Source organism: Plantactinospora sp. CNZ321 (assembly GCF_004217235.1).
In genome coordinates this window covers 7581660-7606854 of the sequence record NZ_SHKQ01000001.1, presented here as the reverse complement: position 1 = coordinate 7606854, position 25195 = coordinate 7581660, and the positions used below count along the sequence as shown (strand labels likewise).

Sequence of the window (25195 nt, the reverse complement as noted above, 5' to 3'; positions counted from 1 at the left end):
GTCGATGCTGAACCGACTACTGCGTACCTATCTGCGGCCGTACGGCCGACCGCTCACCGCCGTGGTGCTGCTGCAACTCGTCGGCACCATGGCCTCGCTCTACCTGCCCAGCCTCAACGCCGACATCATCGACAAGGGCATCGCCCGGGGGGACACCGGCTACATCGTCCGCATCGGCGGCTGGATGCTGCTGGTCACCCTGGCCCAGATCGCCTGCTCGATCGCCGCGGTCTACTTCGGGGCCCGGACGGCGATGAGCTTCGGTCGGGACGTACGCGGGGCGATCTTCCACCGGGTGATGGGCTTCTCCGCCCGGGAGGTCGGCCAGTTCGGTGCACCGTCGTTGATCACCCGCAACACCAACGACGTGCAACAGGTGCAGATGCTCGTCGTGGTGACCTGCACGATGCTGGTCGCCGCGCCGATCACGCTGCTCGGTGGTGTGATCATGGCGCTGCGCGAGGACGTCGGCCTTTCCTGGCTGATGCTGGTCTGCGTACCGGTGCTGGTGTTGGCGATCGGCTTGGTGATCCGCCGGATGGTGCCGCAGTTCCGGCTGATGCAGACCCGGATCGACACCGTCAACCGGGTACTGCGGGAGCAGATCACCGGCATCCGGGTGGTGCGGGCGTTCGTCCGGGAGCCGTACGAGACCCGGCGGTTCGAGGCGGCGAACGAAGACCTGACCGACACCGCGCTGCGGGTCGGCCGGCTGATGGCACTGATCTTCCCGACCGTGATGTTGGTGCTCAACCTGTCGAGCGTGGCGGTGCTGTGGTTCGGCGCGCACCGGATCGACTCGGGTCAGATCCAGATCGGGGCGCTGACCGCCTTCCTGACCTACCTGATGTTCATCCTGATGTCCGTCATGATGGCGACCTTCATGTTGATGATGGTGCCCAGGGCGGCGGTCTGCGCCGAACGGATCATGGAGGTGCTGCGTACCGGCTCGTCGGTCGTCGCGCCTGCGGAGCCGGTACGCGAGGTCCGGCTCCGGGGCGAGCTGGAGCTGCGGAACGTGCAGTTCCAGTACCCGGGGGCGGCGGCACCGGTGCTCCGGGACATCTCGTTCCGGGCCAGGGCCGGCCAGACGACGGCGATCATCGGTAGCACCGGTGCGGGCAAGACGACGCTGCTCGGGCTGGTACCCCGGCTCTTCGACGTCACCGACGGCGCGGTACTGGTCGACGGGGTCGACGTCCGCGAACTCGACGCCGACCTGCTCTGGGACCGGATCGGCCTGGTGCCGCAGCGGCCGTACCTCTTCTCCGGCACCGTCGCCAGCAACCTGCGTTACGGCAAACCGGACGCGACCGACGACGAACTCTGGACCAGCCTGGAGATCGCCCAGGCCCGCGACTTCGTCGAGGCGCTGCCGGAAGGGCTGGACGCTCCGGTGGCCCAGGGCGGGACGAACCTCTCCGGCGGGCAGCGGCAACGGCTGGCGATCGCCCGAGCCCTGGTACGCCGCCCGGAGATCTACCTCTTCGACGACTCGTTCTCCGCCCTCGACCTCGGTACCGACGCCCGGCTGCGGGCCGCGCTCAGACCGGTCACCGCCGAGGCCGCGGTGGTGATCGTGGCGCAGCGGGTCTCCACCATCCTGGACGCCGACCAGATCATCGTGCTGGAGGGCGGGGCGGTGGTCGGCGCGGGCCGGCACACCGAGCTGCTGGAGAGCTGCCCGACCTACGCCGAGATCGTCGAGTCCCAGCTAACCGTCGAGGTGACCGCATGACCAGCGGAGACAACGGCATGGCCAGCGGAGACAACGGCATGACCAGCGGGACGAACGGCGTTGCCAGCGGAGACAACGGCGCGGCCGGCGGGCAGACCGTCGTGGCCAGTGGGAAGAACGGAAAGTCGGCCCGGGCGACACCGGCCCGGCTGCCGGGCGGCGGCGCTCCCCGGGGCGGTCCGGCGTGGGCCACCGCCGGGATGCCGGCCGAGAAGTCGATGAACTTCGGCCCGTCGGCGCGGCGGCTACTGGGCCTGCTCCGGCCGCACCGACTGTCACTGACCGTGGTGATCCTGCTGGCGGTCGTCAGTGTCGGGCTGTCGGTGGCCGGGCCGAAGATCCTCGGGTACGCCACCGACGTGATCTTCTCCGGGCTGCTCGGCCGGCAGCTACCGGCCGGCATCACCGCCGAGCAGGCCGCCGAGGGTGCCCGGGCGGCCGGCAACGACGGCTTCGCCGAGCTGTTGCTGAAGATGGAGGTCATCCCCGGCGTCGGCATCGACTTCGAGCGGCTCGCCCGGATCCTGCTGCTCGCGGTCCTGCTCTTCCTCGCCGCCAGCCTGTTCGGCTGGCTCCAGGGCTACATCCTGAACGGCGCCGTGCAGAGCACCATCCGGCAGCTGCGCTCGGACGTGGAGGCCAAGCTCAACCGGCTGCCGCTGCCGTACTTCGACGGCCAGCCCCGGGGCGAGTTGCTCAGCCGGGTCACCAACGACATCGACAACATCTCGCAGACCCTGCAACAGACCCTCAGCCAGCTGCTCACCTCGCTGCTCACCGTGGTCGGCGTACTGGGGGTGATGTTCTGGATCTCGCCGCTGCTGGCCGTGGTCGCGCTGATCGCGGTACCGGTCTCGGTGGTGGTGACCAAGCAGATCGCGAAGCGGTCGCAGAAGCAGTTCATCGCGCAGTGGACGCACACCGGCGCGCTGAACGGTCAGATCGAGGAGGCGTTCACCGGGCACGAACTGGTGAAGGTCTTCGGCCGGCAGCGCGAGGTGGAGGCGGCCTTCGGCGCGAAGAACGAGGAGCTGTTCAGGGCGAGCTTCGCCGCCCAGTTCGTCTCCGGCATCATCATGCCGTCGATGATGTTCATCGGAAACCTGAGCTACGTGCTGATCGCGGTGATCGGCGGGCTGCGGGTCGCGTCCGGGGCGATGACCCTCGGCGACGTGCAGGCGTTCATCCAGTACTCCCGGCAGTTCACCCAGCCGCTGACCCAGGTCGCCTCGATGGCTAACCTGCTCCAGTCCGGGGTCGCCTCGGCGGAGCGGGTCTTCGACGTACTCGACGCGGAGGAGCAGACCCCGGATCCGGCCGTGCCGGCCCGGCTCACGGCGCGGCACGGCCGGGTCGAGTTCGAACACGTCTCGTTCCGGTACGAGCCGGAGAAGCCGCTGATCGACGACCTGTCACTGGTCGCCGAGCCGGGGCACACGGTGGCGATCGTCGGTCCGACCGGGGCCGGCAAGACCACCCTGGTCAACCTGGTGATGCGCTTCTACGAGTTGGACGCCGGACGGATCACCCTGGACGGGGTCGACCTGACCGAACTGCGTCGGGACACCCTGCGCAGCGAGATCGGCATGGTGCTCCAGGACACCTGGCTGTTCGGCGGGACGATCCGGGACAACATCGCGTACGGCGACCCGGACGCGTCCGAGGAGCAGATCCTCGCGGCGGCGAAGGCGACCTTCGTCGACCGGTTCGTCCGCAGCCTGCCGGATGGCTACGACACCGTCATCGACGAGGAGGGCAACAACGTCAGCGCGGGCGAGAAGCAGCTCATCACCATCGCCCGGGCGTTCCTGGCCAACCCGTCGCTGCTGATCCTGGACGAGGCGACGAGTTCGGTGGACACCCGCACCGAGGTGCTGCTCCAGCGGGCGATGGCCGCGCTGCGGGCGGACCGGACCAGTTTCGTGATCGCGCACCGGCTGTCGACCATCCGGGACGCCGACCTCATCCTGGTGATGGAGAGCGGCCGGATCGTCGAGCAGGGCACCCACGACGAACTGCTGGCCGCGCAGGGCGCGTACCACCGGCTCTACCACGCGCAGTTCTCCCAGCCGGTGGCCGATGTGGAGCCGGCGGTACTGGCCGGGCCGGGCGGCGTACCAGGCGGGACACCCCGACCGCGGGGCTGAACGACCGCGGGGCTGAACGGTCGCGGGGCTGAACGGCCGACCCGCTGTTCCCGGACAGGCCGCTCGCTAGTCAATGTTGAACCATTGGGTTCAGTGTTATATGTTGAACCGTATGGTTCAGCAAGAGGTACTCGACCGGGTCTTCGCCTGCCTGGCCGACGCCACGCGCCGGGACATCCTGGTCCGGCTCGGTGACGGGCCGGCCACCATCGGCGAGCTGGCCCAGCCGGCCGGGATGAGCCTGACCGGCATGAAGAAGCACGTCCAACTGCTGGAGGACGCGGGCCTTGTCGTGACACAGAAGGTCGGCCGGTCCCGGCAGTGCCGTCTCGGGGATGCACCGCTGGACGAGGCGATGGCCTGGATCAGCTTCTACCAGCGCCTCTGGGCGCGTCGCCTCGACGGGCTGGACGCCTATCTGACCCTGCGCCGTGGCACGAAGGAAGAGGATTCATGACACTCGACATGCGAATGACCCGGCACCTCCCGGCAACCCCGGACGAGGTCTTCGACGCCTACACCGACGCCGAGAAGCAGAAGATCTGGTTCACCATCCTGGACGAGGAGCCCGGGATCGTGGAGATCACGGTCGACCTCCGGGTCGGCGGGCAGCAGACCGCCGTCTGGGGACCCACCCCGGACATGTTGTTCCGGGAGACGCAGACCTTCGTCGAGATCGATCGCCCGCACCGACTCGTCACCGAGTCCGTCGGCAGCAGCCCGGACGGGCTCGCCATGACGACCCGGGTCGAGATCACCTTCGAGGAGCAGGACGGCGGCACCCTGATGACCGTCGTGCAGAGCGGCTTCCCGACCCCCGAGGTCCGGGACTTCTTCGTCGGCGAGGTGTGGGTGGGCGCGTTCGCCCGGATCGAGGCGTACCTGTCCCGGGAACGCGGACGGAAACCCTCTGATGCGTAAGCTTCCCCGGGGCCGGAGTGGTCGCGCTCGCCACCCTCGCCGCAGTGCTCGTCCGGTAGCAGAGATTGACGAGCAGAAAGCCCTCGGCCGGGACGGCGGAGGGCTTTCTGTCTTCCGTTCGAGGTGCCGCAAGCTGCTGGGCTGGGCAACGATCAGTGGTGCCGGCTGGCCAGGCCCACGAATGCCTGCCACTTCTCGGGGGTGAAGGTCAGCACCGGCCCCTGCCGGTCCTTGCTGTCCCGGACGAGAACCCGGCCGGGCAGGTTGTCGGCAACCTCCACACAGTTTCCGCCGCTCTGGCCGCTACGGCTGGACTTGCGCCAGCTCGGCCGCTGGGTCGTCATAGTCATTCACCAACCTCAAGATCAGGTCTCTCGACTGGTCACACGGGAGGGCGACCGCCGTTATAGCCTGCCACGTCCGCTCCAGGCCGGTGACCCGAGTCGGCTCGGCTATCACCCGGTCCTCGTAGAAGTCTTCCAGCAGACCGACCGTGCCGCTGCCCTCCAAAGTGGCCAGGGTAAAGGACCCGCTGCGGCCCGCGTGCAGGCCGGCGGAGTCGGGGACGACGTGGACGAAGATGTTCGGCCGGGCGCTGGTGTCCGCCAGGTGCAGCAGTTGGTCCTTGGCTATCTCGGGCGGGCCGCACCGGAGTGCGGCGGCGTCGATGATGAAGGCCAGGGCGGGCCGGTCCTGCCGGTCGAGGATGGCGGCCTGCCGTTCCAGCCGGTTGGCTACCCGGCTCGCCACCTCGTCGTCGGAGAGCATTCCGGTGCTGGCGAAGACCGCCCTCGCGTACGCCTCCGTCTGCAACAGACCGGGAATCAGGGTCGCCTGGAAGTAGCGGAGGATCGCCGCCGTTTCCTCCACGTTCCGCCAGGGCCGGAACCAGCTCGGACCCGGCTTCCGGTTTTTCCTGGCCTCGGTAGACAGTTTCTGAATCTCGTCGCCGGTTTCGAAAAATGCATCCAGGGTCGCTGCCGTGTCCTGTTGCGGGGCGAGTCGGCTTGTCTCGAACGCCGCAATCAGTGACTTGCTGACCTGCACCGACTCCGCTACCTGATCTTGGGTAACGCCTCGCTCGGCTCGCAGTTCCTTGAGCCGAGTCGGAAGATTACTCACGTTCAGTGCCCTTCTGTAGCCGCCTGCGATCCGGAGTATCCGTCCTTTGTGCCCGCCGATTATCTTCCGTCACCGCGCGGTCACGGTCCAGGGTGGAATTCGGCGGAGGCATCGAATCGGCCCCGCCCCGGCTACTTCCAGGAGGTGACGGATGCGTTTTCACCGAGTACGGCGAATACACCGACGGGACTGGCGGCGGTTGTGGCGGTACTGCCGATGCGGGTGCCGCTGGCGCTGCCCGGATGCCCATCCCTTGACGGCGGCATCGCCGAGACCCTGGGAACCGCCACCGATTCCGGCACTGACCCGCCGGGAGTACCGGGCAGCCGTCCGCGCCATGCCGGCTGTGCCGTCCATGCCCCAGGTCGTCGCCCCCAGCCTGGAAGCCCTGGCCTCGCCGTCGCCATCCCGCCGGACGACCAATCAACGGGCCGGGCTGGACGGGCACACCAGCGGCCGAGCCGGTAACCTCACCCCGGCGCAGCGGCATCGCGCTCGGCTTCGCCAGCGGGTGTGACCGGTGATCGGGCCGCAGGAGCGGTGGTACTGGTTCGCCACACGGCGGCGTCGCAGAACCGGGGCGCACGTCCCGGCACACCCGTCATACCGCTGCCGTGACTGTGGCAACGCCTGGCCCTGTCCGCAGGCACGGCTCGCCCTGCTGATCGGCTTCCAGGGCGACCGTGTGGGCCTGCTGGTGTATCTCGCCGGACACCTTGCCCGCGCCCTGGAAGAACTCCCCGACACGCACCCCGCAGTGATCGCCGGGCAGATCCTGCACTGGGTGCCCCGGCGCCACTGACCGCCTCATCACCCGATCAGGCCCGCCCCGGACCACCCTGCCGTTCCCCTGGTCCGGGGCGGGCCGCGTTGCGCGGGCCAGACAAGGAAAACCCGGTCCCAACGAGGGGAACCGGGTGGTATATGCCAGCGATACTAGCGCGCCGAGCACCCGTTATCAACGGGATACGTCGTCATCAGGCTGATAACGCTTCAGCCTGGCGGCAGAGTCGGATCTACCAGCCTACCGGCTTGGAGTACCCGCCGACCGGGTTCGGGAGTTGGCAGGCTCTCAGGTCCGAGGCCGCCAAAGGGCGCCACCAGTGACGTCCTACGCCGTCATCGATCTTTCCCTTCAGTGCTCCGGCCAGGTAGTTGTCGGAGGGGTTGACCAGACCGAGCGGAACCCGTGTTCTGGCATGCCGAATTGGAAAACTGAGATCGCTGTCATTCGAGATCACGATTGCCGCATCGACCTGCCTGGTAAGGACATCGACCAGGAGGTGGGAGGCGACGTTGACGTCGGAGCCCTTCTCCTCCCGATGAGCGTACGACACCATGAAGACCGCATCCGGCATCGGATTACCTACGGAGTCCTGAACCATGATCGGCCACTGTGGATGCACGATCTGTGGCTGCCGGCTCCGGCTTGGCGTCTTGACGGCAAGCGGGGCCTGCTTGACCCTCGCCACATAGGTCCCGTACTCGATGTGGTCGACACTGTGGGCGGCGACCAGCGCCTTCAGGTAGATGTCCTGGTCGTTGAAGCCTGACGGGTTGCTGGCGGCATCGATTACCGCAGTACAGTAGACGATGCGCCCCAAGGTGGCGTCTGGCCAGTCCTTTCGTCCGGCCAAGATCTTATGTGCCAGCGCGCGAATGTCGAGCCAGCGCCAGCCTGGAGTGCCACGGCCACAGAGACCGCGAGCGCCGTAATAAAGATTGTAGCCGTCGATGTAGATGCCGACTCGCACAGCGGCACGCTACCAATCAGATCCAACAGTCTGGAAGCCGGACCCGAAGATCGTTCAGTCGCAGCGGATCGTTGATCGGTAACTCACATTCGTCTCGTACCAGTACCCGATGGTTTTAGATCCGGGCCAGCGCGGCGCGCAGCGGGTCCAGGCCGAGCGAGCCCAGGTCGAGCGCCGCCCGGTGGAACTCCTTCAGGTCGAAGTCCGCGCCCTTGCGCGCCTTCGCGTCCTCCCGGGCCTGCAACCAGATCCGCTCGCCGACCTTGTACGACGGTGCCTGCCCCGGCCAGCCCAGATAGCGGTTCAGCTCGAACCGCAGGTTCTCGTCCGGTACCCGGCAGTGCGCCCGCATGAACTCCCAGCCCAGCTCGGGCGTCCAGCGCTCGCCCGGGTGGAAGCCGAACGGGTTGTCCCGGGGGATCTCCAGCTCCAGGTGCATGCCGATGTCCACGATCACCCGGGCGGCCCGGAACGCCTGCCCGTCGAGCATGCCGAGCTTGTCGCCGGGGTCGGCGAGGTAGCCCAGCTCGTCCATCAGCCGCTCGGAGTAGAGCGCCCAGCCCTCGCCGTGCCCGGACGACCAGGAGAGCAGTCGCTGCCAGCGGTTGAGCAGGTCGGCCCGGACCTGGGTCTGCGCGATCTGGAGGTGGTGCCCGGGTACGCCCTCGTGGAAGACGGTGGTCACCTCGCGCCAGGTGGAGAACTCGGTGATGCCCTGCGGCACGGCCCACCACATCCGGCCCGGCCGGGAGAAGTCCTCGCTCGGGCCGGTGTAGTAGATGCCGCCGTCGCTGGTCGGCGCGAGGCAGCACTCGATCCGGCGGACCTGCTCGGGGATGTCGAAGTGCGTGCCGTGCAGCTCGGCGATCGCCTTGTCGGCCAGCGCCTGCATCCAGTCCCGGAACGCCTCCTTGCCCTGGATCCGCCGGGCCGGGTCGGCGTCCAGCGCGGTAACCGCCGCGTCGGTGCTGGCGCCGGGGCCCGCGATCTCCGCGGCCACCGCGCGCATCTCGGCCTCCAGCCGGGCCAGCTCCTCGAACCCCCAGGCGTACGTCTCCGTCAGGTCGACCCGGGCACCGAGGAAGTACTGCGAGGCGAGTTCGTACCGGTCCCGCCCGGCGGCCTGCTTGGCCCGGCCCAGCGGGGCCAGCTCGTTGCGCAGGAAGTGCCCGAACTCGGCGGTGGCGGCGGTGGCCGCCGCGGCGCCCCGGCGCAGCTCGGCGGCGAGCGCCGGGTCGGCCTGCAGCCGCTCGACCAGGGAGTGGAAGAAGTTGTCGCCGCCCGGGTCGGTCCAGATGTCGCACTGCTTGGCGACCTCGACGATCTGGGTACGGGAGCTGACGTGTCCCGCCTCGGCGGCGGTACGCAGCGTGGTCTTGTACGCGTCGAGCGCCCCGGCGAACTGGCCCAGCCGGGCGGCGATGTTGCCGACCGCCTCGGCGCCCTCGGCCGGCATCAGGTCGAAGACCTGCCGGAGTTCGTGCAGTCCGCTGGCGATGACGTTCAGTTCGCTGGCGGTCTCGCCCGCGTCGTACCGGGCGAGTTCCAGGCCGAGTCGCTCCTGCATCGCCTCCTTGGCGGTCCGCTCCGCCTCGGAGTCCGGCTCGGTGGCGTCGAGGGCGGCCAGCGTACGCCGGGTCAGCTCGGCCTGTGCCGCGAGGCCCTCCGGCGAGAGGTCACCGAGCTGGTCGTCGTATCCCGCGATGCCGACGAAGGTCGCGCCGAGCGGATTGAGCCGGGCCCACTCGTCGACGTAGCGGTCGGCCAACTCGTTGATTCGTCCCACGCCCCGAACCCTACGTGATCGGCCAGGCTCCACTCATCCGCGTAACGCCCCTCGGCGTGCGGCGGCGGGGGCCGGACCGGTCAGGGCAGAAGTTCGCGTGGATCGAAGTCGATCTCGAAGGGCTCGCTCGCCCGGAGTCGCTGCCCGCAGACCGCCTCGGCGGTGCGCTGGTATGCGCCGTCGGTCAGGGTGAAGAACTCGACGGAGGCGTGCCGGAGCCGGCGGACGATCTCCACCCGCATGAAGTACGGTACCCCGCCCTCGGCACAGCGTTTCGGCTTGTCGACGAAGTCCTGCTTCCGGCTGCCGTGTGAGACGAACTCGACCGCCATCGTGCAGAGCCGGACCGGCACCCACTTGTCCTCTTCGTCGGTCTGCGGTAGGGCGTGCAAGATCGTGACGTCCGGCTGGATCCACTGCCGCAACGCGAACGTGAGGTTGACCGGGCCGTATACATAGAACCCGGCTGCCTGGGCGGCCGGTCGGAGCAGGTGGGCGAGCGTCATCTCGCCGTAGCTGTTGGCGCCGACTTCTGCCGGGGTCATCACTAACCTTCCGTCGATGCACTCGTAACGTGCGGTAGGCAGTTCCGGCAGCGGAAGATAGCGGTCGGCGAGCTGGGTTGTCCACATGCCGTCGAAGTCGACCAGCGGATCGAACTGTGCCGGCATCGCCATGGGTCACCTCCTCGACGCAGTCGACGTTACCAACCGGACCGGACGACGTGTGGCGCCCGCCACGAGGTCCGAAAATCGCGAGACAATGTCGTACCCCTGGCGCAGAGTGTCAGGAGTGACAAGCGCTACCACCCCTGACAAGGCCGCGCTCCGGTCGTGGCTGCCGGGCTTCTTCGTCCTCGGTGCGATCTGGGGATCGAGCTTCCTCTTCATCAAGGTCGGGATCCGCGAGATGCACCCGGTCTACGTCACCCTCGGCCGGGTCGGCGCCGGCGCCATCACCCTGCTCGTCGTGCTGGCGGTGCTCCGCGACCGGCTGCCCCGGGATCCGGTGCTCTGGCTGCACACCGCCCTCTACTCGGCGGTCGGGATCGCCCTGCCGTTCACCCTCTTCGGCTACGGCGAGCAGCGGGTCTCCTCGATGCTCGCCGGCATCTGGAACGCGACCACCCCACTGGTGGTGCTCCCGCTGGCGGTGCTGGTGTTCCGGACCGAGCGGATGACCGTGCGCCGGGGGGTGGGACTCGGGCTGGGCTTCGTCGGGGTGCTGGTGGTGCTGGGCGTGTGGCAGGGGCTCGGCGGTGCCCAGTTCACCGGCCAGCTGTTCTGCCTCGGGGCGGCGGCCTGTTACGGCGTGGCCATCCCGTACCAGAAACGCTTCGTCGCCGGCCGGGCCGAGTCCGGGCTGGCGCTCTCGGCGGCGCAGTTGCTGATGGCGACGGCGCAGCTCGCGATCGCCGCACCGCTGATCGGAGGTGCCCCGCCGGCACCGACCCGGCTCTCCGGTGAGGTCATCGCCAGCGTCCTGGCACTGGGTGCGCTCGGCACCGGCCTCGCCTTCGTGATCAACCTGCGCAACATCCGGGTGGCCGGGGCGAGCACGGCCTCGACGGTCACCTACGTCATCCCGATCTTCGCCGTGCTGATCGGGGTGCTGGCGCTCAACGAGCACCTGGCCTGGCACCAGCCGGTCGGCGCGGCGATCGTACTGGCCGGGGTGGCGGTCTCGCAGGGCCTGTTCAGCCGGCGACGCCAACCGGCCGTGCCGGCCGGCATGCCGCCGGAGCTGACCCCGTCAGCCCGAGTGTGAGCCGGCCCAGTCGAGCAGCGCCTCGGCCGACCAGGTGTTGACGACCCGCTCCGCCGGTACGCCGCACCGGGCGGCCCGCTCGCAGCCGAACCGCTGCCAGTCGAGCTGGCCCGGTGCGTGCGCGTCTGTGTTGATCGCGAACCGGCAGCCCGCCTCGACGGCCAGCCGGATCAGCCGCTTCGGCGGGTCCTGCCGTTCCGGACGGGAGTTGATCTCGACCGCCTTGTCGTACTCGGCACAGGCGGCGAAGACGGCGTCGGCGTCGAAGTCGCTCGGCGGCCGGGTGCGCGCCCGGTGTCCCCGGTCGCCCGGACCGGTCACCCCGGGCGGTCGGGCCGCGACCATCCGCCCGGTGCAGTGCCCGAGGATGTCCAGGTGCGGGTTGGCGACCGCCGCCAGCATCCGCCTGGTCATCCGCGCCTTCGGGTCCCGCAGGTTGCTGTGCACCGAGCCGACCACCACGTCGAGCCGGGCCAGCAGTTCCTCGTCCTGGTCCAGCGAGCCGTCGTCGAGGATGTCGACCTCGATACCGGTGAGGATCCGGAAACCCTCCGGCAGCGCGTCGTTGACCGCGGCGACGTAGTCGAGCTGCCGGCGCAGCCGGGCGGCGGTCAGCCCCCGGGCCACGGTCAGCCGGGGCGAGTGGTCGGTCAGTACCAGATACTCGTGCCCCAGCTCGACGGCGGCGAGTGCCATCTCCTCGATCGGCGAACCCCCGTCCGACCAGTCGGAGTGGGTGTGGCAGTCACCGCGCAGCGCCGCCCGCAGCGCGGCGGCCTCCTCGTCCAGGTCGAGCCCCTCGGTGGCGAGCAGCCGACGCAGATAGACCGGCTCCTCGCCACGCAGCGACTCGGTCACGGTCCGCGCGGTCACGTCGCCGACGCCGGAGAGTTCGGTCAGGGTGCCCGCCCCGGCCCGGGTCGCCAGCTCCTCGGCGGGCAGCTCGGCCAGGGTCTTCGCGGCCGACCGGAACGCCTTGACCCGGAAGCTGGCCTCGTTCGCCCGCTCCAGCAGGAAGGCGATCCGACGGAGGTCGGCGATGGGGTCGCGGCCAGTCATGCCGATCAGGTTAGCCGCGGAGGCCAGCATTCCGTCCGGCCAGCGGCCGGCACCGGGGCGGCCGCCGGCTCGCCCGGCCCGGAATGCCGCCGTACCCTGGCCGTCATGCGCACGATCGACTGGGTTGACGGTGCCGTCGAACTCATCGACCAGACCGCCCTGCCGGGTCGGCTCACCATCCTCCGGTTGACCGCCGTCGAGGACCTGGTCGGGGCGATCCAGCGGCTCGCGGTACGCGGCGCCCCGGCGCTCGGCGTGGCCGGTGCGCTCGGCGTCGCCCTCGCCGCACACCAGCCGGGCGACGTGGCGGCGGCGGTACGCCGGCTGGAGACCGCTCGGCCGACGGCGGTGAACCTGGCCCGGGGCGTACGCCGGGCCGCCGCCCGGCTGCCGGAGGGCGCCGACGCGGTCCTCGCCGAGGCGCTGGCGATCCGGGACGAGGAGATCGCCGCCTCGGCGGCGATGGCCAGGCTCGGCGCCGACCTGCTGGCCGAACTCTGTGGCGCGCGGCCCCGGCTGCTCACCCACTGCAACACCGGCGCGCTGGCGGCGGTGGTCGGCGGTACCGCCCTCGGGGTGGTACTCGAACTGCACCGGCGGGACGCGCTCGGCGCGGTACTGGCCAGCGAGACCCGGCCACTGTTGCAGGGCGCCCGGCTGACCGCCTGGGAACTGGGCCGGGCCGGGGTGCCGTACCGGGTGGCGGTGGACGGGGCGGGCCCGTTCCTGATGGCCCGGGGCGAGGTCGACGGGGTGGTGCTCGGCGCCGACCGGATCTGCGCCAACGGCGACGTGATCAACAAGATCGGCACGTACGCGCACGCGCTCGGCGCCCGCCGGGCCGGCATCCCGTTCGTCGTCGTCGCGCCGGAGTCGACCGTCGACCTCGACACGGCCGGGGGTGACCAGGTCGAGATCGAGGACCGGGGTGCCGACGAGGTGCTGTCGTACGGCCGGACGCCACGCCCGCCGGAGGGCCGGGTCTCCCGGCAGCCCGGAGCCGGTCGACCAGGCGGGTCGGAGACCGGGACGGAGGCCGGTCGAGCGGGCGGGCCGGGCGGTGATCGACCGGCCGGGCCCGACGGCGCCGACGCGGTCAATCCCGCCTTCGACGTGACCCCGTACGAGCTGGTCACGGCGATCGTCACCGAGCGGCGGGTGATCAGGCTGGATCGGGGGGAGCGGGTCTGACCGCGGTGACCGTACGCCGGTCCTCGGCGACCCGGGTCACCCAGCCACCCGCCCGGCCGAGCCGGAGCAGCGCGTCCGGTCGGGCCGGCAGGTCCACCGGGGCGCCGGGTCGGGCCGGCCAGGTCCGCCGGGCCGCCGAACCGGGCGCCAGCCAGTCCCGCAGCGCGCCGATCGGGTCCGCCGAACCGAGCGCGCTGCGGGCGCCGTCCAACTCCCGCAGTACCGCGTCCAGCGCCGGCCCGACCGCGGCGGCGTTGCCGCCGCACATCGCGGCGACCAGGTCGGGCCGGGTCGCCGCGACCCGGGTGCCGTCCCGGAACGAGCCGGCGGCGAGGGTGCCGGCCAGCGGATCGCCGGCGGCGACCGCCGCGATCGCGGTGGCCAGCAGATGCGGTACGTGGCTGACGGCAGCCACCGCACGGTCGTGCTCGGCGGCGACCGCCGGTACCACCCGGGCACCGATACCGGTCAGCAACGCGGCCAGCTCCAGCCAGTCCGCCAGCTGGGTCAGCCCCGGTTCGAGGCAGAGCACCCAGGCACAGCCGGTGAAGAGAGCCGGATCCGCGGCACCGAACCCGGAGGTCTCCCGGCCGGCCATCGGGTGCCCGCCGACGAACCCGGCCCGCCGGTCGGTACCGCCGCGCAGGTGCCGGTCGACCAGGGCGCGTACCGGTTCCTTTACCGAGGTGACGTCGGTGACCAACCCGGTGTAGCCGGCGGCGGAGAGCTCGTCGAGCACCCCGGCAACCGCCGGCAGCGGTACGGCGATCACCACCAGTTCGGCGCCGGCCACCGCGTCGCGTACCGTCCGGGCGACCTGCCAGCGGTGCGCCGGCGGCGCCTGCGCGGCAGCGGTTCGGGCGGTGGCCCTGGTCGCCGGGTCGGCGTCGTGGCCGAGCACCGCATGCCCGGCCGAGGCCAGTGCCCGCAGCACCGAACCGCCGATGAGACCGAGCCCGATCACCGCGACGTCCACGACCGGAACTCTCGCACACCGGCCCGGGCTACGGCGCCGTCGGGCAGCCCTTGTCGGCGCGCCACTGCCGCACCTTCGCGGCCGGTGACGTGTTCCGCTTCTTGCGCCAGGCGTCCAGGAACGACGCCGGCCAGACCACGCCGCGGCGGATCCACCAGTCGGCGGTCTTCTGGCACGGCGGTGAGATGCCGAAGTGCAGGTGGCAGACGTTGTTGGCGTTGCCGGTCCGGCCGACCGTGCCGACCTGCTGACCGGCGCGCACCCGAACGCCCGCCTCGATCCCGTCGGCGACGTTGGTCAGGTGCGAACCGTAGTAGCGGACCCCGTCGTCGCCGAGCAGCGAGACCGCCTTGCCGCCGTTGTTCGGGCCCTGCGGGCCGGTCTTGCGGTACCGGTCGACCCGGCTCACCTCGAGGATCTGGCCGTTCGTGACGGCGACCACCGGCGCGCCGCAGTTGGCGAAGATGTCGGTGGCCGGGTACACCGAGTGGGTCGGATGGTAGGCGACGTTGCCGGTCCGGACCGGGAAGACGTACCGGTGGGTGCCGCTGGTCGTCGGCGGCGGGGTCGGATTCCTCGACGCCGGATCGGAAGGCTGCGGGCCGGTCGTCGGCGCGGCGCTCGGGATGCCCTCGGCGGCCGGGCTCGTGGCCGACGTCCCCATCGGCTCGAAGGCGGGTGCGCCGGTCGGCTGCCGGGTACCGGCGCAGCCGGCGGCGAGCGCCGTCACCGTCACCAGCAGGACGGTGACCCACAGCGGTCGACGGCCGATCCGGCCCGGTCCGGCTGATCCCCCCCATGACATTCGGCCATAGTGGCAGACCGGTCCGGAGCGCGCCGGCCGTACCCGGAGCCGCCGGTACCGGACGACATCCGTACCGCCGTCGGGTCCGCCGTACCGGCCTCGTCCGTGCCGTCAGCGGGGTACCGGATTGCTGGCCGGCCCGGGTCGCGATCCGTTCGTCCGCCGGTGCCCGGCGGGTAGGCTGCGAACGGCGTGGAGTCACCGGTGGGGTGGAGAGGAGCGGTGTCATGGCGGGACAGCCGGCTCTGCCGCCCCGGTCCGGCGTACCGCTGCCCGGGCAGTCGCACCCCGGGCCGCCACCGCCCGGGCCGCCGCACCCCGGGCCGCCACCGCCCGGGCAGCCGCACCCCGGGCCGCCACCGCCGGGGGTCGGGCCCCGGCAGGTCTGGCAGCCGCGACCCTTCGGGCACACTCCGTCCGGGCTGTTCCCGGCCAGCCCGCCGCCCGTGCACACCCACCCGACCTACCGGGAGCCCCATCCGGTACGCCCCGGCTCGGTCGTCGCGGGAGCCGCCTCCGCCGCTGCCTGGCTGGTCGCCTTCGGCCTGCTCGGTCACGGCCTGCGCGGGTACGTGCTCTGGACGCTGCTGGCCGGCGGGGTGGCCTGGCTCGTCGCGCTGCTACTGACGCAGCGGGGCAACCGGGGAGCCGGCGCGGGCATCGCCCTGGCCACCGGCGTGGGCTGGGCGATCGCCGCGGCCGCGCTCGCGACGCGCTGGTCCACCAGCGCCGACTGGCCGCTGTGGTAGCCGGCACGACATCCGCGGGTATCCGGCACGACAGCCGCGCTGAGTGATGCGATCGCTGCGCACCGCGATCGGTCTTGACGAATCGGGCCCGACTCGGCACTCTCGGCGGTATGGCCTGGACAGAGCATCGGCTCGACCCTGAACGCAGCCGTCGTCGGTTGCAGCTCCTCGCCGAGCTTGCCGGGGCGAAGTCGGTGCGGGAGCGCGAACACCCTCGACGTGCCCGCGTCGACCGCCTGCGTGAACTGATCGCCACCCGTCGCCGCCTGGCGAACTGACCGGCAGCCCCGTCCACCTCGATTCCCCGCCTCTCCTTCGGGGCGTTGCGTGGGCTCTGCCGGATACGACCGGATACCGTCACGCGTGACAGAGAGCCGACTGGGCACCGTGAAGTCGGCGTGATGTGCGGCTGGGGGCCGCTGGGTAATTGGGGGGACCGTGTCGTACTTTGCTGCGGCGGTGGTGCGCCGCCCGTCCGGCTGGGCCGCGACAGAAGTTGATCTCAATGGTGCGGCGGACATCGACGAGGTCGCCGAGCTGCTCCGCGACGTCGACCAGGACGCCGAGATCTCGCTGCTGTTCGTCGAGGCCGACGACGCCTACCTGACCATCATGCGTCTCGACGAGGGCGAGGACCTGCGGATCTTCGGCTCGGACTCGGCGTTCGCCGAGGAGTCGCGGCTCGGCGCCCTGCTGGTCGGCGACATCAAGGCCCCGGTCCTGGGCATCGACGACGTGGTCGAGCCGGTGGAGCGGATGGCCGGGCCGACCGGTGACGACGACGAGAACGAACCGGCCGTCGATCCGGACGCCGACCCGGTCGGTGACGCCGACCTCCTCGCCGACCTCGGCATCTCGGCCCATCGCCTGCTCGCGCTCTGCGCGCACGAGGGGATGCTCCCGGCCGACGTGACGGCCGAGGTCTGCCAGATCATCGGCTGCGGCAACCAGGTCGAGGACCTCCGCGAGGCGTGACCGGACCGACGGGCCGACCCGGCGGCGAGCCGGACCCGCCGCTGACCGGGCGCCGGCACCGGCACGAGGCGTGGATGCGGCGCGCGCTGGAGGTCTCCCGCGCCGCACCAGGGCCGGTCGACGCCCCGCCCAGCCGCCCGGCCGAGGTGGCGGCCGTCGAGCCGCCCGCCGACGACGTCCCGGTCGGAGCCGTGGTCTACGGCCCCGACGGTACGGAGTTGGCGAGCGCCCGCAACGAACGCGAACTGACCGGCGACCCGACCGCGCACGCCGAGATCCTGGCCCTGCGCCGGGCCGCCCGGGCGGTCGGCGCCTGGCGGCTGACCGGTTGCACCCTGGTGGTGACCCTGGAGCCGTGCACGATGTGCGCCGGTGCGCTGGTACTCGCCCGGATCTCCACGCTCGTCTTCGGCGCTTGGGAGCCGAAGACCGGTGCGGTGGGTTCGCTCTGGGACGTCGTACGCGACCGGCGACTCAACCACCACCCCGAGGTGTACGGCGGTGTCCTGGCCGCCGAATGCGCTGCCGCGCTCCGCGCCTTCTTCCGCTGACCCCGGTTCTGCACAGGACGTGCCCACGTTGTGCACACCCTTGTGGATAACTCGGCACGCCTGTGGAAAACTCTCGCACCAGCTGGCCCGCGTGCTCTGCTGCGCGGGGACCCGCCGGCGCAGAACCGGGATCGCCCCGCAACAGATCCGCCAGCGTCAGGGCAGCCCGGCCCGGGGCGCGACGATCGTCGCCGGAACGGCCGGCGGGGCGTACGCCGGAACGGCCCGGACCGGGAGCTCGGCCGGCAGCAGGACCGTCACGACCAGCCCACCCCCGGGCCGGGGCTCGGCCCGGACCGAACCGCCGTGCGCGCCGGCGACCGCCCGGACGATCGACAACCCGAGACCGAAGCCGCGCCCGCCGCCGACCCGCTCCTGACGCAGCCGCCGGAACGGCTGGAAGATCGTCTCGACCTCGTACCCCGGCACCAGCGGCCCGGTGTTCGCCACCACCAGGGTCGCCCAGCCGTCGACCGTGGCGGTGTTGAGCCAGACCTGGCCGCCGGTCGGGACGTTGTGCCGGAGCGCGTTCTCCAGCAGGTTCTGGGTCAGCCGTTCCAGCAGTACCGGGTCTCCGGCGGTGGGCGCCGGTCCCAGGTGTCGGTGCACCGGCAGCTCCGTACGCATCTGCTCGGCCACGTGTCCGGCCAGTTCGGCGAGGTCGAGCGGCGTACGCTCCACCACCTGCTGATCCGAGTCGGCCAGGGTGAGTAGCCCGTCGATCAGCCGCTCGTGCCGCTCGTTGACCGCCAGCAGCGTCTCGCCGAGCTGCTTCAGCTCGGCCGGCGCGTCCGGCCGGGTGACCGCGAGTTCCAGCAGGGACCGGTTCAGCGCCAGCGGCGTACGCAGCTCGTGCGAGGCGTTGGCGACGAACCGCCGCTGACCGTCGAAGGACTGGTCCAGCCGTTCCAGCATCAGGTCGAAGGTGTCGGCGAGTTCCCTGACCTCGTCCCGGGGGCCGTCCAACGCGATCCGCTCGTGGAGCCCGCGACCGGCGGTGCCGGCTCCGGCGATCCGCCGCGCGGTGCCGGTGATCTGGTGCAGCGGTTGCAGCGCCCGGCCGGCGATCAACCAGCCGAAGGCGAAGGCGGTCGCCGAGACCACGGCGAGCGCGATGCCGCCCTGGGTGAGCAGGGTCTCCAGGGCGTTCTCCCGCGCCTCGTCCTGGATCTGCCGGGCGAAGACCCGGAGCTGCTCGGCGCTCTCCGGGGTGATCACCCGGTCGGCGGAGGGCTGGGGCAGCCGGGCCGAGTTCAGCGTGACCCCGAACGTTCCGGGCATCCGCTGCTCGACCAGTACGTAGGTGACGGCGAGCAGCACCATCCCGGCGAGCAGGAAGAGGCCGCCGTAGACCACTGTCAGGCGGGCGCGGATCGTCAGTCGTTTCACCGGATCTGGTACCCCACTCCCGGCACGGTCTCGACGATCTGCGGATCGCCGAGCTTGCGGCGCAGCTTCATCACGGTCACCCGGACCACGTTGGTGAACGGGTCGATGTGCTCGTCCCAGGCCCGCTCCAGCAGCTCCTCGGCGGAGACCACCGCACCGCCGGCCCGCATCAGCTCGGCCAGTACCGCGAACTCCTTGCGGGAGAGGGCGACGTACCGGCCGTCGCGGTAGACCTCGTGCCGGGCCGGGTCGACGACCAGACCGGCCCGGGTCAGTTTCGGCGGCGCGGCGGGCCGGGCCCGCCGGACCAGCGCGTGGACCCGGGCGGAGAGCTCGACCAGCGCGAACGGCTTGATCAGGTAGTCGTCGGCGCCCAGCGCCAGCCCGGCGACCCGGTCCCGGACCGCAGCGGCCGCGGTGAGCATCAGCACCCGGGTCCCGCCTCCGCCCTCGACGACCGCCCGGCACACGTCGTCGCCGTGCACCACCGGCAGGTCCCGGTCGAGCACCACCACGTCGTAGTCGTTGACGCCGAGCCGCTCCAGGGCCGCGTCGCCGTCGTACGCGACGTCGACCGCGAACGCCTCCCGGCGCAGCCACTCGGCGACGGCATCCGCCAACAGCTTCTCGTCCTCCACCACCAATACCCGCACCGTCCCATGGTGACTCGGTCGCGGATAACCCCGTCGTAAACGTCGACGGTTACGCCCCGGATACGTGCCGCCGACTTGACTTTGTCCGTATCGGCCGGCGAACCGCGCCGGCCCACGGAAGGAGTTGTGCCATGCGCCGACGAATGTCGGGCCTCTGGCTGGCCCTCCCCGTCCTCGGCCTGGCGCTCGCCGGCTGCGCCCGGGCCGACGAGGGGCCGGGGGTGGCCACCGCCCAGGGCGGCAGCGGAGCCGGACCGACCGCCAGCGCCAGTGCGGTCGCGCTCAGCGACGAGGATCGCCGCCTGGAGTTTGCCAAGTGCATGCGGGAGAACGGGGTGGAGATGCCGGACCCCGAGCCGGGCCAGGGCGGAATCCGGATCCAGCGGAAACCGGGCGACGATCCGGCCAAGACGCAGGCGGCGATGGAGAAGTGCCGCCACCTGCTGCCGAACGGCGGCCAGCTTCAGCTCGATCCGGAGCAGGTCGAACAGGTGCGCAAGATGGCGAAGTGCATGCGGGAGAACGGTGTGCCGAACTTCCCGGACCCCGGGCCGGACGGCACCGTGCAGGTGCCCCAGGGCAGTGGAATGAAGATGAACGACCCGAAGTTCCAGGCCGCCATGGAGAAGTGCCGGGGCGAGTTCCCGGTCCGGATCAGAGGTGGTGGCGAATGACGGCGGGCACCCCGGTGACCGAGAACGGCCCGTCTCCGGAGGGGTCGGCTCCGATCGGTACCGGAGCGGACGACGGCGCGGGTACGGCGCCGGCGGCCGGGACCCGGCCGGGGCGGCGGCGCCAGAGCGGCCGTGGCCGGGCGGTCGCCGTACTGACCGCCGCCGCGCTCACGGTCGCCGCCGGGGTGGCGGCCGCCGTCGGATTCGGCGGCGGCGATCCGGGTACGGCCACCGCCAGCAACCTGCCACCGGCGAATGCCCAGGTCACCCGGCAGACGCTGGTCGACTCGGAGACCGCCGACGGCGAGTTGGGGTACGGCGAGACCCGTACCTTGGCCGCCCGCAAGGGAGGCACCATCACCGTGGTCGCCGCAGCCGGCTCCCGGGTCAGCCGGGGCAAGCCGCTCTACTCGATCGACAACCAGAAGGTCGTACTGCTCTACGGCGGGCTGCCGGCGTACCGGACGCTGCGCTCAGGTGACAGCGGTGCGGACGTCGAGCAGTTCGAGAAGAACCTGCGGGCGCTCGGCTACGACGGGTTCACCGTCGACGACGAGTACACCCCGGCCACCGCCGAGGCGGTGCGGGAGTGGCAGGAGGACCTGGGCCTCGACGAGACCGGCCGGGTCGAGCTGGGCCAGGTCGTCTACGCCACCGGTCAGGTCCGGGTGGACAGCGTCGAGGCCGAGGTCGGCGACGTGGTACAGCCCGGCGCCGGGGTGCTCGGCTACAGCGGTACCGCCCGGGTGGTCACCGTCTCGCTGGACGTGGCGGACCAGCGGTTGGCGAAGCGGGGCGCCAAGGTCACCGTGACGCTGCCAGACGGCAAGGAGGTGGCCGGCACCATCGCGGCCACCGAGACGATCATCGAGACCGAGAGCGGCGCGAACGGTGGGCAGGGCGACCCGGAAACCAAGATCGAGGTGACCGTCACCGCCGCCGACCCGAAGGCACTGGCCGGATTCGACAGCGCCTCCGTCGACGTGGCGTTCACCGCCGCCCAGCGGGAGAACGTGCTCACCGTACCCGTCGCCGCGCTGCTCGCCCTCGCCGAGGGCGGCTACGGCGTGGAGATCGTCGAGGGCGACGCGACCCGGATCGTGGCGGTGCAGACCGGACTCTTCGCCTCCGGGCGGGTGGAAGTGACCGGCGACGGGCTGGTCGAGGGAGCGACCGTGGGGATGCCGAAGTGAGCCGGGACCTGGCGGCGTCGGGTGCCGCGCTGGCCGAGCCGCCGGCCGGTACCGACGGGGTCGTGGTGCTCGACCGGGTGACGAAGATCTATCCGGGCGGCGTGACGGCCCTCGGTGGCGTCACCCTGACCGTCCAGCCCGGTGAACTGGTGGCGATCGTCGGGCCGTCCGGCTCGGGCAAGTCCACCATGCTGCACCTGATCGGCACCCTCGACCGGCCGTCGACCGGCACCGTGCACATCGACGGGTACGACGTGGCGAAGCTGTCGGACCGGCAGCTCTCCGCGCTGCGATCGTCCCGGATCGGTTTCGTGTTCCAGCAGTTCCACCTCGCGCCCGGTGTCCCGGTGCTGGACAACGTGGCGGACGGGCTGCTCTACGCCGGCGTACCCCTCGGGGAGCGGCGGCGGCGCGCGGAGGCCGCGCTGGTCCGGGTCGGGCTGGGACACCGGCTCGACCACCGGCCGCACGAACTCTCCGGCGGCGAACGGCAGCGGGTGGCGATCGCCCGGGCGGTGGTGGGCAACCCGGCGCTGCTGCTGGCCGACGAGCCGACCGGCAACCTCGACTCGACCTCCGGGGCCGGGGTACTGGCGCTGCTGCGCGAGCTGAACGCCGCCGGTACCACGGTGGTGGTGATCACGCACGACCGGGAGATCGCGGCCAGCCTGCCCCGGCAGGTGCAGATGCGCGACGGCTTGGTGCTCACCGACGGCTCGGACGGGGTCCGCTGATGGCCGGGGCGAACGGCGGGGCACGGCCCCGGCTGGCGAACGGCGGGGCACGGCCCCGGCTGGTACCGGCCCGGATGCGGCCTCGGGACATCCTCCGGGTCGGCGGCGTCGGGCTGCGTACCCGGCCGCTGCGGGCGTTCCTCTCCGCGCTCGGCATCGCCATCGGCATCGCCGCGATGGTCGCGGTGGTCGGGATCTCGTCCTCGTCCCGGGCAGAACTGGACCGGATGCTCGACTCGCTCGGCACCAACCTGCTGACCGTCGCGCCCGGCAACACCATGTTCGGCGAGGCTGCCCAGCTGCCGGAGGAGTCGGTGGCGATGATCGGCCGGATCGGCCCGGTTCAGCAGGTGTCCGCCACCGGGCTGCTCGTCGAGGCCCGGGTCTACCGCTCGGACCGGATCCCCGAGGTGGAGAGCGGCGGGATCGCCGCCCGGGCGGCCCGACTGGACCTGCTCGACACCGTCGGAGCGACCGTGGCCAGCGGCACCTGGCTGAACGGGGCGACGGCACGGTATCCGGCGGTCGTACTCGGGGCGACCACGGCGGAACGGCTCGGGCTGGGCCGCGCCGGACCGGAGGTACAGGTCTACCTCGGCAACCGGTGGTTCACGGTGGTCGGGATCCTGGCCCCGGTGCCGCTGGCGCCGGAGCTGGACCTCTCCGCCCTGGTCGGCTGGGAGGCGGCGGCGTCGTACCTGGGCTTCGACGGGCACCCGACCACCGTCTACACCCGGTCGGCGGAGCCGTCGGTCGAGGCGGTGCAGGCGGTACTCGGCGCCACCGCCAACCCGGAGGCGCCGAACGAGGTCAAGGTGTCCCGGCCGTCCGACGCGCTGGAGGCGCAGCAGGCCACCGACGAGGCGTTCACCGGGCTGCTGCTCGGGCTCGGCGCGGTCGCGCTGCTGGTCGGCGGGGTCGGAGTCGCGAACACGATGGTGATCTCGGTGCTCGAACGGCGGGCCGAGATCGGGTTGCGCCGCTCGCTCGGTGCGACCCGAGGCCAGGTACGCACCCAGTTCCTCGCCGAGTCACTGTTGCTCTCCGCGCTCGGCGGAGTGGGCGGAGTGCTGATCGGCATCGGGGTGACCTCGGGCTACGCCCTGTCCCGGGACTGGCCGACGGTGGTACCGAGCTGGGCGATGGCCGGCGGGGTCGGCGCGACCCTGCTGATCGGCGCCTTCGCCGGGCTCTACCCGGCGATCCGGGCCGCCCGGCTGGCCCCGACCGAAGCACTCGCCACGCCCTGACGGGTGCAAGGAAGGGCCCCTTCCTATCGCTTCTTGTGTAAGAAGGGGCCCTTCCTTGCGTTGAGGATCAGGCGACGATGGTGTCCAGGGCGATCTCGACCATCTGGCTGAACGTCTGCTCGCGCTCCTGGGCGGTGGTCTGCTCTCCCCGCTTGATGTGGTCGCTCACGGTCAGCAGGGTCAACGCCCGCGCCCTGAACCGGGCCGCGATGGTGTAGAGCGCCGCCGACTCCATCTCCACCGCCAGCACGCCATAATCGGCGAGGGTGTCGTAAAGGTCCGGACGGTCGGTGTAGAAGGCGTCCGCGGCCAGGATCGGCCCGACCCGCATCGCGATGCCGCGCCGCTCCGCCACCTCGACCGAGGTACGCAGCAGCCCGAAGTCGGCGACCGGGGCGTAGTCGATCAACCCGTCGAACCGCATCCGGTTCATGTTCGAGTCGGTCGACGAGCCGCTGGCGGCGATCACGTCCCGGAGTTGGAGGTCCTCGCTGAGCGCGCCGCAGGAGCCGACCCTGATCAGCGACTTCACACCGTACTCGTTGATCAACTCGTGTGCGTAGATGGAGGCGGACGGCATCCCCATGCCGGAACCCTGGATCGAGACCTCGGTGCCGGACCAGCGGCCGGTGAAGCCGAGCATGCCGCGCACCGTCGAGTAGCACTTGGCGTCCTCGAGGTAGGTCTCCGCGATCCACTTGGCCCGCAGCGGGTCGCCCGGCATCAGGACCCGCTCGGCGATCTCACCGGGCTTGGCGCCAATGTGCGTACTCATGTGGCGTCATCCTGCCAGGTCGCTCCGGTCGATACCGCCGCGACGTCGCCCTGCGGCGTCGGGTACCCTACTCGGCGGTGGTGTGTCCGAGCGGCCTAAGGAGCACGCCTCGAAAGCGTGTGAGGGTTCACGCCCTCCAAGGGTTCAAATCCCTTCACCACCGCTCGTGAACAGCGAGAACGCTCGGTCGATCCGTGAGGATCGGCCGGGCGTTCCCACCTCTGGTCTCAGTTCCGGTCTCAGTTGTGCCTGGGGCGTTCGCGGTGAGGCGCGGCAGGCGCCGCCTTCCTTGGTTCGCCGTCCTGCGACCCGTGCCCCGACAGGTCGTCGACTACCTAACGGCTGCCTGGCTTGCGATCAGTCAGGCGATCCAGAACCGCGTAGGTCGCAACGGCTATGAGCATCGGATTGACAGTCGCTGGCACCTGCCACGCCAGTACGCCGAGTAGGGCGGCGACAGCCAGAAGGACCAGAACTCGTAGCGAGACGTCGGGTTCGGGATACAGCTGGCCGGTTGGCTGACGTAGCCTCATAAGCGGAGATCCTTTCTGATGGGAGATCCAAAGACGGCACCCGTTGCGGCGGGTGCCGTCGCGCTTTCCGGCCATTGGCCTGCTCCTGCGCGACGGCCAGCGTCCCAAGATCCGTTCGCGTGCACGTGCAGATGCACGTGCGGGTAATGATAGGGCACTTTGGAGAGATGCGGGGAGTGATCAACAGGAATCTCACAGTACTGATTTCGGAGGCAGGGGAGAGGCGAGTTGACGGCGCGCGCTGCCCCACCCGTACCGTCTTCGCTATCTCCAGAGCGGCCCGCCGACCCGCTGGGCGATGACGCATCCACTCGTCGTAGTCGGTACGCGGGTTGACCGGGCCGCCGGTCGGTGGGGCCGTCTCCACTCGCCCGCCACCCGGGACCACGTCCCGTGGCCCCGGACGATGCCCGCCAACCAGTGCCTGACCAGCGCCTTCAATGATCCTTCAAC

26 protein-coding genes and 1 tRNA gene are annotated in these 25195 nt (G+C 71.1%); 16 read left to right on the top strand and 11 right to left on the bottom strand.

Annotated features, from left to right (window positions below; all coding sequences use genetic code 11):
* The first annotated feature begins 4 nt into the window (after nucleotides 1-4).
* The 4 genes from EV371_RS33155 (at nucleotide 5) to EV371_RS33140 (ending at nucleotide 4806) form a co-directional block, all read left to right on the top strand.
* Nucleotides 5-1738, top strand: coding sequence for an ABC transporter transmembrane domain-containing protein (locus tag EV371_RS33155; RefSeq protein ID WP_130465529.1), 1734 nt, complete (start codon nucleotides 5-7; stop codon nucleotides 1736-1738).
* A 200-nt stretch (nucleotides 1739-1938) separates the two neighbouring features.
* Nucleotides 1939-3885, top strand: a complete 1947-nt coding sequence (locus EV371_RS33150; protein ID WP_207230860.1) for an ABC transporter ATP-binding protein — start codon at nucleotides 1939-1941, stop codon at nucleotides 3883-3885.
* Between the two features lie 112 nt (nucleotides 3886-3997).
* The gene (locus EV371_RS33145) at nucleotides 3998-4342 is read left to right on the top strand and encodes a metalloregulator ArsR/SmtB family transcription factor (protein ID WP_130465528.1); all 345 of its coding nucleotides are present in this window, start codon (nucleotides 3998-4000) and stop codon (nucleotides 4340-4342) included.
* Nucleotides 4339-4806 carry an SRPBCC family protein gene (locus EV371_RS33140; protein WP_130465527.1) on the top strand — a complete coding sequence of 156 codons (468 nt, stop codon included), beginning with the start codon at nucleotides 4339-4341 and terminating at the stop codon, nucleotides 4804-4806. The genes EV371_RS33145 and EV371_RS33140 overlap by 4 nt, the downstream gene beginning before the upstream one ends.
* 152 nt (nucleotides 4807-4958) lie before the next feature.
* Here EV371_RS33140 and EV371_RS33135 read toward each other — a convergent pair whose 3' ends face one another.
* Both EV371_RS33135 and EV371_RS33130 read right to left on the bottom strand, forming a co-directional pair.
* The gene (locus EV371_RS33135) at nucleotides 4959-5150 is read right to left on the bottom strand and encodes a DUF397 domain-containing protein (RefSeq protein ID WP_130466392.1); all 192 of its coding nucleotides are present in this window, start codon (nucleotides 5148-5150) and stop codon (nucleotides 4959-4961) included.
* A complete protein-coding gene (locus EV371_RS33130) occupies nucleotides 5110-5928 on the bottom strand; it encodes a Scr1 family TA system antitoxin-like transcriptional regulator (protein WP_165436897.1) in 819 nt (272 codons plus the stop codon). The genes EV371_RS33135 and EV371_RS33130 overlap by 41 nt, the downstream gene beginning before the upstream one ends.
* 520 nt (nucleotides 5929-6448) lie before the next feature.
* Between EV371_RS33130 and EV371_RS33125 the strand changes: the two genes are divergently transcribed.
* Nucleotides 6449-6730, top strand: a complete 282-nt coding sequence (locus EV371_RS33125) for a flavin reductase (RefSeq protein WP_130465525.1) — start codon at nucleotides 6449-6451, stop codon at nucleotides 6728-6730.
* Nucleotides 6731-6944: 214 nt separating this feature from the next.
* On the opposite strand, the gene EV371_RS33120 is transcribed toward EV371_RS33125, so the two are convergent.
* The 3 genes from EV371_RS33120 to EV371_RS33110 all read right to left on the bottom strand — a co-directional run bounded on the left by EV371_RS33120 (nucleotide 6945) and on the right by EV371_RS33110 (nucleotide 10145).
* Nucleotides 6945-7682: an NYN domain-containing protein gene (locus EV371_RS33120; protein WP_130465524.1), complete on the bottom strand. Its 738-nt coding sequence runs from the start codon at nucleotides 7680-7682 to the stop codon at nucleotides 6945-6947.
* A 115-nt stretch (nucleotides 7683-7797) separates the two neighbouring features.
* On the bottom strand, nucleotides 7798-9468 hold the full coding sequence (locus EV371_RS33115; RefSeq protein ID WP_130465523.1) for a DUF885 domain-containing protein: 1671 nt from the start codon (nucleotides 9466-9468) through the stop codon (nucleotides 7798-7800).
* A gap of 80 nt (nucleotides 9469-9548) precedes the next feature.
* Nucleotides 9549-10145 (bottom strand): Uma2 family endonuclease, encoded by a 597-nt coding sequence (locus EV371_RS33110; protein ID WP_130465522.1) that lies wholly within the window; start codon nucleotides 10143-10145, stop codon nucleotides 9549-9551.
* Between the two features lie 115 nt (nucleotides 10146-10260).
* On the opposite strand from EV371_RS33110, the gene EV371_RS33105 reads away from it, so the two are divergent.
* On the top strand, nucleotides 10261-11235 hold the full coding sequence (locus EV371_RS33105; RefSeq protein WP_349340395.1) for a DMT family transporter: 975 nt from the start codon (nucleotides 10261-10263) through the stop codon (nucleotides 11233-11235).
* On the opposite strand, the gene EV371_RS33100 is transcribed toward EV371_RS33105, so the two are convergent.
* Nucleotides 11221-12294 carry a PHP domain-containing protein gene (locus EV371_RS33100; protein WP_130465520.1) on the bottom strand — a complete coding sequence of 358 codons (1074 nt, stop codon included), beginning with the start codon at nucleotides 12292-12294 and terminating at the stop codon, nucleotides 11221-11223. The two genes, EV371_RS33105 and EV371_RS33100, sit on opposite strands and share 15 nt — an antisense overlap.
* 105 nt (nucleotides 12295-12399) lie before the next feature.
* On the opposite strand from EV371_RS33100, the gene mtnA reads away from it, so the two are divergent.
* On the top strand, nucleotides 12400-13485 hold the full coding sequence (gene mtnA, locus EV371_RS33095) for an S-methyl-5-thioribose-1-phosphate isomerase (RefSeq protein ID WP_130465519.1): 1086 nt from the start codon (nucleotides 12400-12402) through the stop codon (nucleotides 13483-13485).
* Here the strand turns inward: mtnA and EV371_RS33090 are convergent.
* Together EV371_RS33090 and EV371_RS33085 are read right to left on the bottom strand one after the other, a co-directional pair.
* The gene (locus tag EV371_RS33090) at nucleotides 13457-14461 is read right to left on the bottom strand and encodes a prephenate dehydrogenase/arogenate dehydrogenase family protein (RefSeq protein ID WP_130465518.1); all 1005 of its coding nucleotides are present in this window, start codon (nucleotides 14459-14461) and stop codon (nucleotides 13457-13459) included. The genes mtnA and EV371_RS33090 overlap by 29 nt on opposite strands.
* A 28-nt stretch (nucleotides 14462-14489) precedes the next feature.
* Nucleotides 14490-15125: a M23 family metallopeptidase gene (locus EV371_RS33085; RefSeq protein ID WP_486485001.1), complete on the bottom strand. Its 636-nt coding sequence runs from the start codon at nucleotides 15123-15125 to the stop codon at nucleotides 14490-14492.
* Between the two features lie 563 nt (nucleotides 15126-15688).
* Here EV371_RS33085 and EV371_RS33080 point away from each other — a divergent pair.
* The 4 genes from EV371_RS33080 (at nucleotide 15689) to EV371_RS33070 (ending at nucleotide 17541) form a co-directional block, all read left to right on the top strand.
* Complete coding sequence (locus EV371_RS33080) at nucleotides 15689-16015, top strand: hypothetical protein (protein ID WP_130466391.1); 327 nt, start codon at nucleotides 15689-15691, stop codon at nucleotides 16013-16015.
* Between the two features lie 110 nt (nucleotides 16016-16125).
* Complete coding sequence (locus tag EV371_RS33660) at nucleotides 16126-16293, top strand: hypothetical protein (RefSeq protein ID WP_165436896.1); 168 nt, start codon at nucleotides 16126-16128, stop codon at nucleotides 16291-16293.
* Nucleotides 16294-16453: 160 nt separating this feature from the next.
* Nucleotides 16454-16990, top strand: a complete 537-nt coding sequence (locus tag EV371_RS33075; RefSeq protein ID WP_130465516.1) for a tRNA adenosine deaminase-associated protein — start codon at nucleotides 16454-16456, stop codon at nucleotides 16988-16990.
* The gene (locus EV371_RS33070; RefSeq protein WP_486484892.1) at nucleotides 16987-17541 is read left to right on the top strand and encodes a nucleoside deaminase; all 555 of its coding nucleotides are present in this window, start codon (nucleotides 16987-16989) and stop codon (nucleotides 17539-17541) included. Before EV371_RS33075 ends, EV371_RS33070 begins: the two co-directional genes overlap by 4 nt.
* 156 nt (nucleotides 17542-17697) lie before the next feature.
* On the opposite strand, the gene EV371_RS33065 is transcribed toward EV371_RS33070, so the two are convergent.
* The gene (locus tag EV371_RS33065; RefSeq protein WP_130465514.1) at nucleotides 17698-18930 is read right to left on the bottom strand and encodes an ATP-binding protein; all 1233 of its coding nucleotides are present in this window, start codon (nucleotides 18928-18930) and stop codon (nucleotides 17698-17700) included.
* Nucleotides 18927-19583: a response regulator gene (locus EV371_RS33060; RefSeq protein ID WP_130465513.1), complete on the bottom strand. Its 657-nt coding sequence runs from the start codon at nucleotides 19581-19583 to the stop codon at nucleotides 18927-18929. The genes EV371_RS33065 and EV371_RS33060 overlap by 4 nt, the downstream gene beginning before the upstream one ends.
* Nucleotides 19584-19714: 131 nt before the next feature.
* Between EV371_RS33060 and EV371_RS33055 the strand changes: the two genes are divergently transcribed.
* The 4 genes from EV371_RS33055 to EV371_RS33040 all read left to right on the top strand — a co-directional run bounded on the left by EV371_RS33055 (nucleotide 19715) and on the right by EV371_RS33040 (nucleotide 23434).
* A complete protein-coding gene (locus EV371_RS33055) occupies nucleotides 19715-20257 on the top strand; it encodes a hypothetical protein (RefSeq protein WP_130465512.1) in 543 nt (180 codons plus the stop codon).
* The gene (locus tag EV371_RS33050) at nucleotides 20254-21450 is read left to right on the top strand and encodes a peptidoglycan-binding protein (protein WP_130465511.1); all 1197 of its coding nucleotides are present in this window, start codon (nucleotides 20254-20256) and stop codon (nucleotides 21448-21450) included. Before EV371_RS33055 ends, EV371_RS33050 begins: the two co-directional genes overlap by 4 nt.
* A 62-nt stretch (nucleotides 21451-21512) precedes the next feature.
* A complete protein-coding gene (locus tag EV371_RS33045; RefSeq protein ID WP_486485000.1) occupies nucleotides 21513-22184 on the top strand; it encodes an ABC transporter ATP-binding protein in 672 nt (223 codons plus the stop codon).
* Nucleotides 22184-23434 (top strand): ABC transporter permease, encoded by a 1251-nt coding sequence (locus tag EV371_RS33040; protein WP_130465510.1) that lies wholly within the window; start codon nucleotides 22184-22186, stop codon nucleotides 23432-23434. The genes EV371_RS33045 and EV371_RS33040 overlap by 1 nt, the downstream gene beginning before the upstream one ends.
* Before the next feature lie 67 nt (nucleotides 23435-23501).
* On the opposite strand, the gene deoD is transcribed toward EV371_RS33040, so the two are convergent.
* On the bottom strand, nucleotides 23502-24209 hold the full coding sequence (gene deoD, locus EV371_RS33035; RefSeq protein ID WP_130465509.1) for a purine-nucleoside phosphorylase: 708 nt from the start codon (nucleotides 24207-24209) through the stop codon (nucleotides 23502-23504).
* A 76-nt stretch (nucleotides 24210-24285) separates the two neighbouring features.
* Here deoD and EV371_RS33030 point away from each other — a divergent pair.
* A tRNA-Ser gene (locus EV371_RS33030) sits at nucleotides 24286-24372 on the top strand.
* Nucleotides 24373-25195: the final 823 nt, after the last annotated feature.

Bases quoted from the DNA above. Each gene is read 5' to 3' on its own strand.
- EV371_RS33155 (WP_130465529.1), top strand. From the start codon at position 5: ATGCTGAACCGACTACTGCGTACCTATCTGCGGCCGTACGGCCGACCG.
- EV371_RS33150 (WP_207230860.1), top strand. From the start codon at position 1,939: ATGCCGGCCGAGAAGTCGATGAACTTCGGCCCGTCGGCGCGGCGGCTA.
- EV371_RS33145 (WP_130465528.1), top strand. From the start codon at position 3,998: ATGGTTCAGCAAGAGGTACTCGACCGGGTCTTCGCCTGCCTGGCCGAC.
- EV371_RS33140 (WP_130465527.1), top strand. From the start codon at position 4,339: ATGACACTCGACATGCGAATGACCCGGCACCTCCCGGCAACCCCGGAC.
- EV371_RS33135 (WP_130466392.1), bottom strand. From the start codon at position 5,150: ATGACGACCCAGCGGCCGAGCTGGCGCAAGTCCAGCCGTAGCGGCCAG.
- EV371_RS33110 (WP_130465522.1), bottom strand. From the start codon at position 10,145: ATGGCGATGCCGGCACAGTTCGATCCGCTGGTCGACTTCGACGGCATG.
- EV371_RS33100 (WP_130465520.1), bottom strand. From the start codon at position 12,294: ATGACTGGCCGCGACCCCATCGCCGACCTCCGTCGGATCGCCTTCCTG.
- mtnA (WP_130465519.1), top strand. From the start codon at position 12,400: ATGCGCACGATCGACTGGGTTGACGGTGCCGTCGAACTCATCGACCAG.
- EV371_RS33085 (WP_486485001.1), bottom strand. From the start codon at position 15,125: ATGGGGACGTCGGCCACGAGCCCGGCCGCCGAGGGCATCCCGAGCGCC.
- EV371_RS33660 (WP_165436896.1), top strand. From the start codon at position 16,126: ATGGCCTGGACAGAGCATCGGCTCGACCCTGAACGCAGCCGTCGTCGG.
- EV371_RS33055 (WP_130465512.1), top strand. From the start codon at position 19,715: ATGCGCCGACGAATGTCGGGCCTCTGGCTGGCCCTCCCCGTCCTCGGC.
- EV371_RS33050 (WP_130465511.1), top strand. From the start codon at position 20,254: ATGACGGCGGGCACCCCGGTGACCGAGAACGGCCCGTCTCCGGAGGGG.
- EV371_RS33040 (WP_130465510.1), top strand. From the start codon at position 22,184: ATGGCCGGGGCGAACGGCGGGGCACGGCCCCGGCTGGCGAACGGCGGG.
- deoD (WP_130465509.1), bottom strand. From the start codon at position 24,209: ATGAGTACGCACATTGGCGCCAAGCCCGGTGAGATCGCCGAGCGGGTC.